At 45.0% G+C, this 14868-nt stretch carries 12 protein-coding genes; 2 read left to right on the top strand and 10 right to left on the bottom strand.

Going from position 1 to position 14868, the window contains the following annotated elements; all coding sequences use genetic code 11:
• The coding region (locus J3998_RS02370) for an integrase core domain-containing protein (RefSeq protein WP_208147285.1) at positions 1-213 on the top strand (213 nt) is incomplete at its 5' end.
• A 48-nt stretch (positions 214-261) separates the two neighbouring features.
• Here the strand turns inward: J3998_RS02370 and nrdA are convergent.
• From nrdA to J3998_RS02355, 3 genes are all read right to left on the bottom strand, one after another.
• Positions 262-2529: a class 1a ribonucleoside-diphosphate reductase subunit alpha gene (gene nrdA, locus J3998_RS02365; RefSeq protein ID WP_208147283.1), complete on the bottom strand. Its 2268-nt coding sequence runs from the start codon at positions 2527-2529 to the stop codon at positions 262-264.
• Between the two features lie 440 nt (positions 2530-2969).
• Complete coding sequence (locus J3998_RS02360; protein WP_208147282.1) at positions 2970-4037, bottom strand: CobW family GTP-binding protein; 1068 nt, start codon at positions 4035-4037, stop codon at positions 2970-2972.
• A gap of 59 nt (positions 4038-4096) precedes the next feature.
• Positions 4097-4300, bottom strand: coding sequence for a YgaP family membrane protein (locus J3998_RS02355; protein ID WP_208147280.1), 204 nt, complete (start codon positions 4298-4300; stop codon positions 4097-4099).
• Positions 4301-4489: 189 nt separating this feature from the next.
• On the opposite strand from J3998_RS02355, the gene J3998_RS02350 reads away from it, so the two are divergent.
• Positions 4490-4894 carry a winged helix-turn-helix domain-containing protein gene (locus J3998_RS02350; protein ID WP_208147278.1) on the top strand — a complete coding sequence of 135 codons (405 nt, stop codon included), beginning with the start codon at positions 4490-4492 and terminating at the stop codon, positions 4892-4894.
• A 230-nt stretch (positions 4895-5124) separates the two neighbouring features.
• Here the strand turns inward: J3998_RS02350 and J3998_RS02345 are convergent, their stop codons facing one another.
• The 7 genes from J3998_RS02345 to J3998_RS02315 all read right to left on the bottom strand — a co-directional run bounded on the left by J3998_RS02345 (position 5125) and on the right by J3998_RS02315 (position 14793).
• Entirely contained in the window at positions 5125-6621 is a 1497-nt protein-coding gene (locus tag J3998_RS02345; RefSeq protein WP_208147276.1) for a dynamin family protein, read from the bottom strand.
• Positions 6622-6633: 12 nt separating this feature from the next.
• A complete protein-coding gene (locus J3998_RS02340; RefSeq protein WP_208147274.1) occupies positions 6634-7287 on the bottom strand; it encodes a methyl-accepting chemotaxis protein in 654 nt (217 codons plus the stop codon).
• Between the two features lie 59 nt (positions 7288-7346).
• Positions 7347-8303, bottom strand: coding sequence for a hypothetical protein (locus J3998_RS02335; protein WP_208147272.1), 957 nt, complete (start codon positions 8301-8303; stop codon positions 7347-7349).
• Between the two features lie 210 nt (positions 8304-8513).
• A complete protein-coding gene (locus tag J3998_RS02330; RefSeq protein ID WP_208147270.1) occupies positions 8514-9047 on the bottom strand; it encodes a hypothetical protein in 534 nt (177 codons plus the stop codon).
• 118 nt (positions 9048-9165) lie between these two features.
• Positions 9166-9954 carry a hypothetical protein gene (locus J3998_RS02325; RefSeq protein WP_208147268.1) on the bottom strand — a complete coding sequence of 263 codons (789 nt, stop codon included), beginning with the start codon at positions 9952-9954 and terminating at the stop codon, positions 9166-9168.
• Positions 9944-13522 carry an efflux RND transporter permease subunit gene (locus J3998_RS02320; protein ID WP_208147266.1) on the bottom strand — a complete coding sequence of 1193 codons (3579 nt, stop codon included), beginning with the start codon at positions 13520-13522 and terminating at the stop codon, positions 9944-9946. The genes J3998_RS02325 and J3998_RS02320 overlap by 11 nt, the downstream gene beginning before the upstream one ends.
• Positions 13523-13605: 83 nt before the next feature.
• A complete protein-coding gene (locus J3998_RS02315; RefSeq protein ID WP_208147264.1) occupies positions 13606-14793 on the bottom strand; it encodes an efflux RND transporter periplasmic adaptor subunit in 1188 nt (395 codons plus the stop codon).
• Positions 14794-14868 lie beyond the last annotated feature (75 nt).

The following is a 14868-nucleotide window of genomic DNA, read 5'->3' as shown; positions in this document are numbered from 1 at the left end:
TCCATGACCGACGGTTATGACTGTTATCAAAATGCCTTGGCTGAACGGGTGAATGGGATTTTAAAGAATGAGTTTTTGCTCACAAAACCCAAAGATATTCAGCAAGCTCGGCAGATGGTGAAAGAGTCGGTTGAGATTTACAACACGAAACGCCCGCACTTGGCGCTAAAATACAAAACGCCCGATGAAGTCCATCGAGCGTTTTTAACCTGAAAAAAGTGTCAACCTATTTCAGGACGGGACAAACAGGAGGGGCGGCTTTTAAAGCTTGCAAGCTCCGCCGGCACAGCCGTCGTCTTCATGAGCGTCTTCGGCACCATCACGAGTGTTGTGATAGTAAAGCGTTTTTAAGCCCATCTTATAAGCGTATAGCAGGTCTTGCAGGATTAGTTTGATTGGCACCTTATCTTCGTCAAACTTAGCCGGATCGTAGTTGGTGTTGGCTGAAATCGCTTGGTCAACGAACTTCTGCATAATCCCTACCAGTTGGATATAGCCTTGGTTATTTGGAATCGTCCATAGCAGTTCGTAGTTCTCGCGATACTCTTTAAAGCCTGGTACGACTTGTTTCAAAATGCCGTCTTTCGATGCCTTAACTGAAACGTAGCCACGCGGCGGCTCGATACCGTTGGTCGAGTTGGTAATCTGCGAAGACGTTTCACATGGCATTAACGCGGTTAGGGTTGAGTTACGAAGACCGTGTTCTTTAATCTCGGCACGTAGCGCTTCCCAGTCTAGGTGAAGTGGTTCGTCACAAACACTGTCCAAATCTTTTTTGTAAGTATCGATTGGCAGTACACCTTGCGAGTAAGTGGTTTCGTTAAAGTAATCACAAGCGCCTTGCTCGGCGGCCAATTTATTGGATGCTTTCAGCAAGTAGTATTGAATCGCTTCAAATGTGCGATGTACCAAGCCGTTTGCAGAGCCGTCCGAATATTTGGTGTGATTTTTTGCCAAATAGTAGGCTAGGTTGGTCACGCCAACACCGAGGGTACGACGCCCCATACTGGCACGTTGTGCTGCGGGTACTGGATAGTCCTGATAATCCAGAAGGCTATCTAGAGCACGTACAATTAAGTCAGACAGTCTTTCTAGTTCGTCTAGGTTTTCTAGAGCGCCTAGATTGAAAGCGGAAAGCGTACAAAGCGCGATTTCGCCATCCGGGTCTTCCACTGAATTAAGTGGCTTGGTCGGCAGAGCGATCTCCAAACATAGGTTGGATTGGTGAACCGGCGCAACTTTGGCATCGAACGGGCTGTGGGTATTACAGTGGTCGACGTTCTGAATGTAGATTCGACCAGTCTGTGCGCGTTCTTGTGCAACCTGAGTGAATAGTTCAATCGCCTTGATCTGTTTTTTACGAATGTTTGGATCGGCTTCGTAAATTTCATATAGGCGTTCGAACTCTTCTTGGTCGTCAAAGAAGGCTTCGTATAGGCCAGGCACATCTGAAGGACTAAACAAAGTAATCATGCCGCCTTGCAGCATGCGGGTATACATCAATTTGTTGATCTGTACACCGTAATCCAAGTGACGCGCACGGTTTTCTTCAACCCCACGGTTGTTTTTCAATACGATTAAGGATTCAACTTCTAAGTGCCAAATAGGGTAGAACAGTGTTGCTGCACCGCCGCGTACACCACCTTGTGAACAAGACTTAACTGCTGTTTGGAAGTGCTTAATAAACGGAATCATTCCGGTATGGTAAGCTTCACCGCCACGGATTTCCGACCCTAGAGCGCGGATGCGCCCAACGTTGACACCGATACCGGCACGTTGCGAGACATATTTAACAATTGACGATGACGTTGCGTTAATTGAGTCTAACGAGTCGCCGCATTCAATCAGTACACAGGAACTGAATTGGCGGGTCGGCGTTCGGACACCGGACATAATCGGCGTCGGCAGAGACAGCTTAAATAAAGAAGCTGCGTCGTAAAAATCTTTAACGTACTGCATACGCTGTTCAGCAGGATAGTGACCGAATAGGCACATCGGGATCAGCATGTAGATAAACTGCGGGCTTTCGTAAATCTGCTTGGTGACACGGTTTTGTACCAAGTACTTGCCTTCCAGCTGTTTCACTGCAGCGTAGCTAAAATTCATGTCGCGACTATGATCAATATAGTCGTTCAGCTCACTCAGTTCTTCGGTGCTGTAATCTTCAATAATCTGTTTGTCATAAACACCTTTTTCGGTCATTGCCTGCACGTGCGTTTGCAGATGCGGCGGTTCAAATTGACCAAACGCCTTTTTGCGCAAGTGGAAAATTGCTAAGCGGGCAGCTAGATGTTGATAATCTGGGGTAGATTCGGAAATCAAATCCGCAGCAGATTTAATAATGGTTTCATGAATATCGGCGGTTTTAATGCCTTCATAAAACTGAATATGAGAACGAAGTTCAACTTCGGAAACCGAGACGTTTTCAAGGTCTTCTGAAGCCCACTTAATGACACGGTGGATTTTTTCCAGATCAATCGGCTCGGTGGTGCCGTTGCGTTTGGTAACAAGAATATTTGGCTGACTCATGGACGGATCTTTTAACCTGTGTATAAATTTTATGCCATAAAATTTATGCTGTTTGCGGATTTATTTTGCATTTCATAGGCTTAGCGTGTATTTGCAGAGTGAATTATCAGCTTTGCACGGTATCTGCTGGTGTTGTGACCAAACGGTTTGCACTAGATATAGTTACCTAATAATGCTGTTGCACAGAATATAGTAGAAAATGGGTAAAGTCGCAAGAGGTCAATTGTTGGGGATAATTCACAATTACTGTGCAACTTTTCTGTGGACAGAATGGCTAAGCCCCGAATTTATCGGTCTTTTTGATGGGTATAAAATTGTGGATAACTTTGTGAATAGCTCGCAGAAAAAAAGAAAATTTTTTTTATTTACTTTAAAAAAAATTTAGTGTTTATACTTACCTTTTTTTGATGCAATAACTTGCAATTTTTGAACCGCTTTATTCATGCAGGTTTCAGGCAGTTTAGTAAGTTCTTATATAATTGTATTGCTAACTGTCTTGCTGCGTTTTCTGTGCATTCATCAACCAGCACTTCAATTCTTGAGTCATTCCGGTAAGCGATAATTTTTCGGCTAAGTTGTTGGTTGCGCCATTGAAATAGCATCCAAGGTCGACCGACACGGAAAACGCCTTTCATGCGAAGTAGGTTTTTGTCTGCAGTGTCGTCGCTAAACTGTTCAAATACGGTTTGTAGCATCTGCCAATCAAACACGGCATTTTGATCAAAACGCCAGCCGATACTAATTGTTTTGTTGGCGCTTTGCATTTGGCAGTCCAACAGTAGCGGATGTTGTGGCATTTGGATGTCAATGTTGTTGGTATTAAGCTCATGAGACCGTCTTAACATTGGTGAAGCTTTGAAAGGTTGTTGTGTGATCAATAACCACTGTGTGTTGGGTGTATATTGGTTATTCATCATATCGAGTGGTACTCGTGCTTGTTCGGTAAACAGCAGTTGCCGTTTAGGCGGATAGATTTTTTCAGCCAGCTGTTGCAGTTGTTTACGTTGTTGAGACGAGCAAAGGTCAATTTTATTAAAAATTAGTATATCGGCCATATTCGCTAAGTTCTGCCAACTAAGATTTTGTTGCCAAGTATCGGCTTTGATTTCGTCAGCGGCCATAAGGCAGATTACATTGTCTAACTGAATATTGCTCGTATCGGTTTGTAGCGTGAACCGGCGAATCAGATCAACCAATGTATCGACTTCGCTTAAACCGGTCGGTTCGATAAAGATGCGTTGATAGCGCTTGCTGTCGAGTAACTCTTGTAAGGTGTTTTGAAGCTCTGGTAGAGCACTGCAACAGACACAGCCACCGGGAATCTCTTTTACTTCAATGGACGTATGTTTTTGTAGAATTGCTCCATCAATGCCCAAGGCTCCGAATTCATTGACAATTACCGCCCAGTTTTCGGAGTCTGGCTTTTGTGTAAAAAGGCGTGTGAGTAGCGTTGTTTTGCCTGCACCAAGGGTGCCGCAAACTAAGCTGAGATGACAAGTTTTAGACATGAAGTAATTTATATCGGAGGCCGCCGCCAACCAAGAGAGGCTGGCGGCAATCGTTACGCTTACTTATCGTAGTTGATATGTGCGTGAACTGGGCAGGTTTGTACACCAAGAAGTGTATACAGCGGACACCATTTGATAAGTCCGGTTAGGAGTGGTACTACACCAATATAACCCCATGCACCGATAATACCGAAATATGCCAGTGCGATTAAAGCGACACCCAAAACAATGCGAATAATGCGATCTAATGTGCCAACATTCATAGCGCTTTCCTTAAACTTAGAAAATAGGGTAAAACCCTTTATTGTTGTTATGTAAATTAACTTTATTCTTTTTATAAAGAATAAAGCTTGTTATATCCTCCTCAGTCAACAAAAGATTGTCAATCTTTTCGGCAATTATTGATAACATTAGCGGCAAATTTCTCAACAATTTTAAGCGAGGCGGTATAAATGGCTCCAGAAAAAGAAGAAAGTAATCCTTTAGAAAAAGTTCCTGGTGGAGCCTATTCGGAGTGGTTACATGCTCGTTTTTGGATCAAAGGCAAGCATCGCAGTTTCGTTGGTGTGGGGCGAGTAGAGCTTTTGGAAAACATTGCTAAACACGGTTCGATGAATCGTGCCGCCAAAGAGATGGGGATGTCTTATAAAAAGGCTTGGAAGTTGGTTGACGAATTAAACGAAATTTATAACCAACCTTTGGTGGTTAAGGCGCAAGGAGGTAAATCCGGCGGCGGTAGTGTTCTTACTCCAAAAGGAGAGGCGTTAGTCGCGCTATTTCGTCAATTAGAAGGTGAACTTTCGCAGTATTTGCAGAAGGCTTCCGAACAAGTTGACGTTTTTAATCAAGAATCGTGATCGGCTTTGGTGCGTAGTTTGCACCACAATGTATTGGCTTGTCGCTATTATTGACGGGTAATATAGAAAATAATGAGTTGAGTTTGTGTAACTATATGAATTTATGAAGGAAAATTTTTTCTGGTATTTTAAAAGCTATGTTAATAAGTAATTAGACTTCCTCATATGACTCCTTAAATTAGGTTGTTTGCCGGCGTTATACGCCGGTTTTTTTTTGCCTGAAAATAGCCTTAAATTTTTTCTCTATTTTCCCCTGACTCGTTTATTTCAACACTCGGTTTTGTTTGTACCGTTACAGGTTTTTGATTATCCGGTTGTTCGCTGCCGGATGGATTGGTAAATTGATCATTTAATTTTTGGATTGCCGATTTAGAAGCGGAACTGATTTTTGCCAGTAGTTTGCGAGAACGTCGTCCCCAGCCTCGCGGTTCGTTATAGAACATGCCGCGCCAGTAACGAGTGCTATAGGAAAGGGCGTTAGCAATATTCGACAATCCCTGTTTGCGCAAAGTTTTTTGTTGCCATAACGTCAGTTTGTGACGAATGACATGATGAAGGCTAAAAATGGCTGCAAAGCTCGCCAGAGCAACACTACTGCCGACCAGTGCGGATTCCTGCATCGCTACGGTAATAGACCATTCACTGATTGGTGTATCGAAAGCGCCGAAATTGGAAAGGATAAAGCCAATTATTAAGGCTAAGCCAGTAAAGACGATGCCATCGACGATTAAGACACGTTTACGCCATTTTTCCAGCTCTTTGCTGAGTTTTGGAATCTGTTGTTGTGAGATTTCATTGGCGATATTTTCCAGTGCCCGTGCAATTCGATAACTGCGCTCGATACTGACCTTGTCCATACGATTGAAAATTTTGGCAATGTCGGTATCGCGTTTGCGTTTAAAGCGTTCGCATACGGCTTGGTCGGAAAATTCCGCTGCGGCGGATTCATTGTAAATTGCGTAGAAATTGCCGCCGATTAAGCCTTGTGATGAAAGCGCGCGCTGCCATGATCCGATAATCTCTTCAAGATTGTCTTCTTTGGCAGCGGTATCTATCTGGTTAAGGATATACAGCACTTTATCGGAATCATGACGTTTACGAGTAGAGGCTACTAGGTGTTGTAAGGTATCTCGCATGGCGCCCGGTTCAGGATGACGGGCATCGAAAAATACCAGAACCAGATCAGAGAGATCGATAATGTGATTGGTTAGGCGTAGGGTTGCATCGCGTTGTGAGTCGGCGTCAAAGCCGGGGGAGTCAATAAGAATTTTGCCACGTAGGTTTGCTGCTTGTGTCGTTTTGAGTTGCAGGTAACTGTCGATACGACTGCCTTCTCCGAGTTCGACTTTATCGATTTGTTGGCTCATGCCATAAAAGGGAAAGCGAGGGTCTGAATCCAGTGCCAAGCCCGGCAGAGTGGTCACCTCATCTTCATTACCGTGGCAAATTACGGTGAATTTGTCATCAATTGCTTGATTACCTGTGGTTTGCATGGTTTTACCAACGTAGTGATTGATAAAACTCGATTTCCCGGCAGAGAAGGTTCCTAGTACCGAAATCAGCGGCCACCACGAAATATGCTCGGCATAAGAATGCTGCTTGGTCAATAAACCGGTACGATGCCCGACTTTATCGAGATCTTTATAGCTCTGGATAATATCAAGTAAAACCGGATTTTCACGATTAAGCAGTTGTTCTAACTTTTGGTAGCGCTCTTTAGGTGTCATTGAATTGCGTTCCTATTCTGAGGTATCGGGCTGTATATTATTGGCCGGCATCATCATTGGGGGCTGGGCATAAAATTGTCTACTGCCTTGGCCGGGCATAAATGACCACGGCATCATCGAATTAACGGTACTCATTGGGCCGGAAAAATTGTGATTGAGTTCCCCTACGTGGCTGCTCATGCGGTTAGCGGCATAGTTAAGGTTATAAACCGATTGATTCATTTGCGCAATGCTTTGGTTCATTTGCACCATGTTATCCGTCATGGTCACAACTTGTTGATTCAGAGAATTGATTGCAAGATTCATCTGAGCGATGTTTTTGTCTAAATTGGGTACCGAGCTAATATTTTGGTTCATTTTATCCATGTGGATATTGATTGCGCCCATTTGATGATCCATCTGATTCATCTTTTGGTCTAGGGTTTCGGTGATATCGACTACTGCCGAAGTCATCGCATTCATATTATGGGTGATATGGTTCATGTCTCGAGTAACGTTATAAATTAGATAGAAGCCATAAACCGCTAAAACAATAAAGGCTATCATCATTGGGTAAATTACTTTCTCCCAACGTTGGATTCCCGTGGTCATTGTGCAGGCAAGTCTGTCTAAGTTTTCTGCATGTCTAGCTTGGATTTCGGCAAGTTCTTCTGGGGTTTTACTCATGTTTAACCTTTAGTAAATAATTTTATTTGTTATTGATTGTGGAGTTCTAAGTTGCTCAGTTATTGCTGAGGTTGGGGATAGCCATATCCATATCTTTGTAGGTAGGGCGCGCCATAGCTAAAAGGTGGCGCAGGATAGGCGTATATCTGAGGGTAGCCATAGGGCGCGAAGGGCGTGGCTTGATCGTGCGTATCTTTCTGGACATCTGTTTCGTCCGGCGTGTTTTGGATCCTGTAGCTTGGATATTGCTGAATGATCATCTTGTAAGAGCGAGGAGCTATCTCCATAAGTTGTCCACTTAGCTGCTGTGCTTCTTCTTGACGTTGTTCATAGAGAAGAAAGTTAAATGCCTCGACCCAAGCAAATTCGGCTAATTCTTGGTAGCCTAATCGATAGAGTTGGTTGGCAATCTCTCCTAATAAGTTTGCGTTAGGTTTAATTTGTAAGAGCTGCATGTAAAGTGTTTGCGCCTGCTGAATATTGCCATGATTCACCGCATCTCGAGCCTGCTCTAACAGCTTCTCGGTTTGCTGTGCCAAATTTTGTTGTGGTGACAGAACTTTAGCCGTTTGTGTTTCAACGGGGATTGGCTTGGAATGCGCCGGTGGAGGTGATTCTGATTCCAGAATATGCTCCATTTCTGCATTGTTGGGAAAAATGGGGTTGTTGAGCTTTGTTGTTGATTGTGTCTGGGAGAGAAGGTGTTCCTCAGTCATAACCGCCGTTTCTGAATGATTAGGATTCGCTTGCGTAATGTCTGTCACGTTTCCCATCGCTTCTGTCGGTACTCGGTCTGTTGTGACCGGTTTTTCAAGCTTGGCGGTATTGGTTTCTTGAGGGAGCTGCTCTGCATTGGTATTTGAAGTGCCGTTATTAAGCTCGTTTTGCGGTGTACTTGCTGGGTTTATATTTGGCGTTGAGTTGTTGCTACCACTGTAATAGACGTACAGACCAGCTAAGATAGCCAAAAGTATTAGCCAGAAACCATTGTTCAGTAATCCGCGAATAAATGGCATTTTCAGTTCTCCTAGATTTTTGCCGTATGTTGAATGCTTTGCATAAACGACTGTGTTAATCGGCTATGCAAAACAGATCGGTTAATTGAGTTTGCAGTTAATTGAAAAGAAGCGAAAAACCAGATGGTTTATTCGCTTCTTAGCTTTAACTAAGGGAGCAGAAAATGCATTTCTGCTTTTCCCTAAGTTGTTGATTAAATCAATAAATGATTATTTCGGAGCCACTTTAGGTTGTGCAGCAGGCGCTGGAGCTGGCGCAGGTGCGTTTTGGGGTGCCATATTTGGCATTGGTTGCATTTGCATCGGTTGCATAGGCATTGGCTGTGGCGGGTAGTAGTAAGGCATACCACCGTATGGCATACCCCAAGTAGGATAACCATATGCGTGATTATAAGCATTGTTCCAACCGTTTCCGTAACCGTTGTAGTTTTGGTTGCCATTCCAATTTTGGTTACCATTTCCTTGGCCATCCGCTTGACCCTGCATATCTGACTCAGCGCTGAAGCCAAAGTTGAATGAACCTTTGGCTTTACCTTGTCCCTGCCCTTGGCCCTTTGCGTCAGTTTGACCTTGGCCTTGTTGAGTACCTTGCCCCTGAGCTTGGCCTTGCCCTTGTCCCTGATTTTGTAGCTGGCCTTGTCCTTGCCCCTGTTGAGCTCCCCAAGGACCACTCCAGTTAGCTTGAGCAGTTCCAAATGCGAAGGTAGATACAGCTGTAGCCAGTGCGATTGTTTTTAGTTTCATTGTTTCATTCTCCTTAAAAGTGCTCTTTTGATTGTTCGACCCAAAAGCCGAGCACCAAGCTTTTAGGTTGTTAAAAAAACTGATGTGTTCCCGTTAAGAAAAACGTCAGAGTTATTTGTTACCAACCCATAAACGGCATGCCTGGCATGCCCATGGTTGGCATAGAAAAAGAAGGACTTGGCATGTCGAAGTTTGGCATCGACATATCATTCATATTCGGCATCCAGTTATTCCATGGCGTGTTGTTATTTGGGCCGTAGCCATTATTGCCCCAAGGGCCGCTATTCCACGGTCCGTTGTTCATGCTTGGCATTTTCCAGTGACCCATATCCATATTGCCGAAGTTCCCAAATGGAATGACGTTGCCGTTTGGCCAGCCGTTACTCCAACCGTTATTAGCCGGATAGGCGTTGTAAGGTGCTTGACCGTAAGGCGCGTATGCAGTGCCATATTGCGGCGGGTAGGGTTGTGGATAATATTGCGGTTGATATCCATATGGGTTGTATTGTGGATAGCCCGCCGGCGGCATGTAGTGATAAGGCTGTGCCATTGGTTGCGGCGGCTGAACTCTATTTGCCGCTGGAGCAGGCGTATTTTGTACCGTTTGCTGAATGGGTTGTGTATTGGTTTGAGGGAATGGATAGTTCCCTAGAGTATTCGTTTGCTGATACTGTCTAGCAGGTGCTTGGTATTGCATCGCTTGGGTTGTCATCGCCACCGGGGTCTGCAGTTGGCTATATTGAGCCGTTGGTGTCGATACGGTTGACTCAATCCATTGCGGAGATTGCATTGATGGCATATAGGCACTCTCTGGTTGAGGCCAGTAGTTTTGAGCCTGAGCGTTCCCCGAAATTAAGCCGCCGAAAATCATGCTGCCAATAGTGAGTTTGAGTAGATTAGATTTCATCGCTTTCTTCCTTTAGGTGAGTTTTTGCAGCTTGTTTGGCTTGTAAAGATTTGCGGGTAGAACCGTGTTGCAAACTTGCTGATTCTGATAAATAGTCGTTGGTTTTCTCTGTTTGGCTTGTTGTTTTGTTGTTACCGTCATCAACTGCTGATCCGGCTTGCGCAGAGTCCTTAAGTCGTTGCTCGCGGGTTGCGGATTGCGCGATAACCTCAGGATGCGGATCACTGCTCTGTACCAAGTTTTCATTGCAGTCAGAATCTTCTTTTGCGCAGTCAAGCTTGTCAGATTGCTCAGCGAATTGCTCTGGGTTGCTATCTGGCTTAGCTGATGCGGCAGTATTGATTGTTGGATCGTTTTCTGAATTGATGTCGTCTTCAAAAGCTGAACGGGCGCTGACACAGCCTAGAGGAATCACCACTAGAGTTAGCATGGTTGCAACGACTACCCCAAACATAAGTGAAATAGCCATGCCTTGGAAAATTGGGTCAAACAAGATTACGCTTGATCCTAGAACCAGTGCCGCTGCTGTGATAATGATTGGGCGTGTCCGAGCTTTACAAGCCTGAATTACCGCTTCGGTAACTGATAGTCCATGAGTAATCTCTTGGCGAGTGAAGTCAACCAGTAATATCGAATTGCGAACGATAATCCCTGCTAGTGCGATAAAGCCGATCATTGAGGTCGCGGTAAACTCTGCGCCCATAATCCAGTGCCCCGGGATAATCCCGATCAACGTTAGCGGAATCGGCGCCATAACGATTAGCGGGATTAAGAAATTTTTGAATTCCCAAACCACTAGCATGTAGATAATCAGTAGCGCCACACCGAAAGCTAAGCCCATGTCACGGAAAGTTTCGTAGGTCACTGTCCACTCTCCGGCCCACATAAAGCCGGTTTCTGAAACGCCCTCTGGGCGACTAATGAAGTTACCGCTTAGTCCGTTTAACGATTCGCTGTTATCGATGATATTTTGTGCTTCTAGCATCCCGTAGATTGGCGCCCCAAGACGGCCGATACCATTGGCCGTGACATACTCGACCGGGCGCAGGTCTTTGTGGTAAATCACGCCTTGCTCTTTTTCTAGGACGAAGTTACCCAGCTCGGAGAGTGGTACCTTGGTTCCGTTTTGTGAAACAATCGGGATACTGCCAAGGCGTGCAAAATCAATACGAACTTCCAGAGGTACTTCTAGCGTGATGTAAGTTGGTTCGCGAACAAAGCCTTGCTTAACGTCCCCTAGTTTGTAGCCGCCCATTGCCATTTCTAGCGTTTTGTTGATGTTGGCAACACTGATGCCGCTTTCCAACGCTTTTTGTTTATCGATAACAAAGCGCCATGAATCATATGGACTGCTTAGGAAATTATCGACATCACTTAGATTGCTGGCTTCGCCAAATACATCGGTTAGTGCTTGAGCGGTCGCTTGACGAGAGGCTTCGTCAGGGCCATAGATTTCTCCTACAACCGCTTGCAGTACCGGAGGACCAGGCGGCATTTCAACAATCTGAATTGTTGCAGGGGTTTCGCCTACAATAGGACGTAATTGGTTACGAATTGCTTCGGCTATTTCATGACTTGAGCGGTTACGCTTATCTAAACCAACCAAGTGGATTTGAATATCGGATTCCCAAGGATTTTGACGAAGGTAATAGTGGCGCACTAAACCGTTGAAATCATAGGGTGCCGCGGTACCAACATAGCTTTCCATGGTTTTTACTTCGGGCACTTCCTGCAGCGCTTTAACCAATTGATGTGTTAAGTTAGCGGTAACGGGCATAGCCGTCCCTTCTGGAAAGTTGATAACGACACTCATATCGGGTTTGTTATCAAAAGGCAGGAGTTTTACCGGTACCAGCGTTTCGTAGATTAGAAAAATCGAAATACCGAATGCCGCAACAATCCCTACTAAGAATCCCCAGCCTTTGGCTTTACCAATTAATAAGCTTGTCAGAATCCCTCGAAAGAAGCGTTCGAACTTCTCACTTTGCGCATGCTCTTTTTCTTCGGCCTTGTGTAGGTAAGCCATACTCGGTTTGATGCGCATCGCTAACCAAGGAGTGAAAGCAAAGGCGGCAAATAGCGAGATAAACATTGCGACTGAACCCAGTGCCGGAATCGGAGCCATATAAGGTCCCATCATGCCGCTGACAAAAGCCATCGGCATAAGCGCTGCGATAACCGCTAGAGTTGCGATAATGGTCGGGTTTCCTACCTCGGCAACCGCATCTACGGATGTGTTTGTGTCGGAGGAGTTCGACATTAACCAGCGTCGGTAAATGTTTTCCAGAACGACGACGGCGTCATCCACCAGAATCCCGATTGAGAAAATTAATGCGAATAGTGAGACTCGGTCAATGGTGAACCCTAGAATCCATGCCATAAACACGGTCGATAGAATAACCGAGGGGATAACGATTGATACGACTGTACCTGCACGCCAGCCTAAGAATATCCACACAAGGATTGTCACTGCACCGGTAGCAATGAATAGTTTGAAAATAAGGTTGTTAACTTTGTCGTTGGCGGACTGGCCGTAGTTTCTGCTGATGCTGACATCGACATCTGGTGGAATGATGACGCCTTTTAAAGATTCCATGCGTTCAATGGCATCATTGGCAACACTGACTCCATTGGTTCCCGGTTTTTTCGCTAGTGCGATAGTAATCGCGCTACGGCCGTCAACAGAGGGTTTATCACCATCATATCCTTGCCCGGTGTAGAAATTCACTTGGCGGCTGACGTCTGAACTGGTAGCGGTAACTTTAGCGATGTCTCGAACATAGACCGGAGCACCGTCTTGAATGCCCACAAGTAAGTTTTCGATGTCTTCGACGCCACGCAAGAAATCACCGGTATAGACGGTATAAACCTGTTGATTCGCTTCCAAAGAACCGGTCTCAATCTCGCTGTTTGCCGCATTAATCGCTTGACCGATTTGTGTTAGAGAAATGTTGTAACCAGCGAGCTTTTCAGGGAGTACTTGAATTTTGATCTCGTGAGCTTCACCACCGATAACATAACCTTGAGAGGCTCCGTCGATTTCCCCAAGAGATTGCAGAGCGTCTAAACCAAGTAAGCGTAATTGGCTAGAATCTAAAGAATTTGATGACAGGGTAAAGGTCACCATTGGTACGTCATCGGCACCTTTTGGTTTGATTATTGGACGATGTACGCCGGGTGGAACAATATCGGCGTTTGCGGACATTTTGTTGTACAAGTTCACCAGTGCTTTTTCGGTGTTCTCGCCGACGACATATTGCACTGTAATTAGACTTTGGCCGCGCATTGACGCTGAATACACATGCTTAACACCATCAATTTCTTTCAGTAAGCGTTCTAAAGGTTCAGAAACAAGTGCCTCTACTTGTTTAGCTGAAGCACCCGGGTACTGAATCATGATGTCTGCCATCGGCACAGATATTTGCGGGTCTTCTTGACGTGGAGTGAAGATGACACCGAAAACACCGATTAAAAAGCTCGCAATTAGAAATAGCGGTGTGATTGGTGAATTGATGTACTTTCTAGCAATATTGCCGGCAATATCGTGGCTTTGTTCAGCATGCGCCATGTTTTGTAATCCTTTTAAGCTTGGCTATGTTTTCTTTTTTGCCAAACGGTTTCATTAGCTGGTTAAGTTGTCTCTCGTCCGGTTTATTGGGTTGCCGAAAGTAATCTGCCGTTTTGGATCACATTACCCGAGATAATGCTAGCCGGTGGATTGAGTACGATTTGCTCGCCGCTTTTTAAGCCGGAGAGAACACTAAAATATTGATTGTCAGATGCATGCCCGGTGCGAATAACTCGCAATGAAACTTTGTGGTTCTGCGGGTTATAGACGAATACGCTGGGCAGGCTGCCACGTTTAACGACTGCCGATTTAGGAATAACAGGGAAAAGTCGTTGCTGCGATTGAGAGTTCTTCAGCATGACTTGGGCATACATGCCCGGAGCAGCGGCAGCACCTAAAGGTAAATCCAGTTTTACTTTCACGGTGTGCTGTTGACCATTTGCTACTGGGAAAACTTGCGCGATCCGAACGGGAATAGGATTGCCGTTTGAGATACGAGCTTGGAAAATTTGTCCTTTTCGAATGCCGTACATCAAATTAACAGGGACATTAATCTCGATGCTTAGATGGTTGCTTTTAGCAAAGACTAATAGAGGTTGGCCGGGTTGAACGCTGTCACCGGCTTCAATGAGTTTTTCAACCACAACGCCGTCAAAAGGTGCCGTGGACTTTGTATCGTTTAGCAAAACATCAATTTCATCAATCTGCGCTTTAATCATCGCCATTTCTGCCTGTGCTTGCTGCACTTGCGAAGAGGCATTTGCCAAGTCGGCGCGTTTATTTACTTCACTGTCTCCGTAGCCCATTTGCTTGGACATCGGACGAGCAAACATCTGATCCATTAAATTCGGCAAACCCATTCCCGGCATGGCTTGTTCGGTTTTTGGTGACCAAAGTTCACGATTGTATTGCGTTACCGCATTTTGATGAGCAATCTGGGCACGGTTCCACTGCGCGATTGCCGCCTCTCGTTTTGCTCTTAACGCATCGTCGCTAATTGAGACTAGTAAGGTACCCGCTTGAAATACATCGCCTTCAATTCCAGAGAGATAATCAACTTGTCCGGCTGTTTGCGCGGTAATGGTGACTTCTTTAAACGGGATTACTGTACCGCCTAGGATCACTGTCTGGTCGTAAGTGGTTTGGCCGACTTGACCGATTTGGATTTCATTGTTGGAGGAAGCCAGAGAGGGCAGGGTGAGTACCGACAGGCTGGTAATGAACAATAGTTGTAGGTGTTTCGATAGGAATCTTTTCTGAAGATAAAACATCAATGTTAAGTCCGGTTTTGTTTGGTTTTTTAAACATTAAACAATCTTTACTTATTTGGCATTTCAGAAAATTTT

It is taken from the genome of Thiomicrorhabdus marina (genome assembly GCF_017571465.1).
GTDB classification, from domain to species: domain Bacteria; phylum Pseudomonadota; class Gammaproteobacteria; order Thiomicrospirales; family Thiomicrospiraceae; genus Thiomicrorhabdus; species Thiomicrorhabdus marina.
The sequence above is the reverse complement of the archived record's forward strand: the minus strand, read 5'-3'. Positions and strand labels throughout refer to the sequence as shown.

Excerpts from the sequence above, each read along its gene's own strand:
- nrdA (WP_208147283.1), bottom strand. The coding sequence starts at position 2,529 with ATGAGTCAGCCAAATATTCTTGTTACCAAACGCAACGGCACCACCGAG.
- J3998_RS02360 (WP_208147282.1), bottom strand. The coding sequence starts at position 4,037 with ATGTCTAAAACTTGTCATCTCAGCTTAGTTTGCGGCACCCTTGGTGCA.
- J3998_RS02355 (WP_208147280.1), bottom strand. The coding sequence starts at position 4,300 with ATGAATGTTGGCACATTAGATCGCATTATTCGCATTGTTTTGGGTGTC.
- J3998_RS02350 (WP_208147278.1), top strand. The coding sequence starts at position 4,490 with ATGGCTCCAGAAAAAGAAGAAAGTAATCCTTTAGAAAAAGTTCCTGGT.
- J3998_RS02345 (WP_208147276.1), bottom strand. The coding sequence starts at position 6,621 with ATGACACCTAAAGAGCGCTACCAAAAGTTAGAACAACTGCTTAATCGT.
- J3998_RS02340 (WP_208147274.1), bottom strand. The coding sequence starts at position 7,287 with ATGAGTAAAACCCCAGAAGAACTTGCCGAAATCCAAGCTAGACATGCA.
- J3998_RS02335 (WP_208147272.1), bottom strand. The coding sequence starts at position 8,303 with ATGCCATTTATTCGCGGATTACTGAACAATGGTTTCTGGCTAATACTT.
- J3998_RS02330 (WP_208147270.1), bottom strand. The coding sequence starts at position 9,047 with ATGAAACTAAAAACAATCGCACTGGCTACAGCTGTATCTACCTTCGCA.
- J3998_RS02325 (WP_208147268.1), bottom strand. The coding sequence starts at position 9,954 with ATGAAATCTAATCTACTCAAACTCACTATTGGCAGCATGATTTTCGGC.
- J3998_RS02320 (WP_208147266.1), bottom strand. The coding sequence starts at position 13,522 with ATGGCGCATGCTGAACAAAGCCACGATATTGCCGGCAATATTGCTAGA.
- J3998_RS02315 (WP_208147264.1), bottom strand. The coding sequence starts at position 14,793 with ATGTTTTATCTTCAGAAAAGATTCCTATCGAAACACCTACAACTATTG.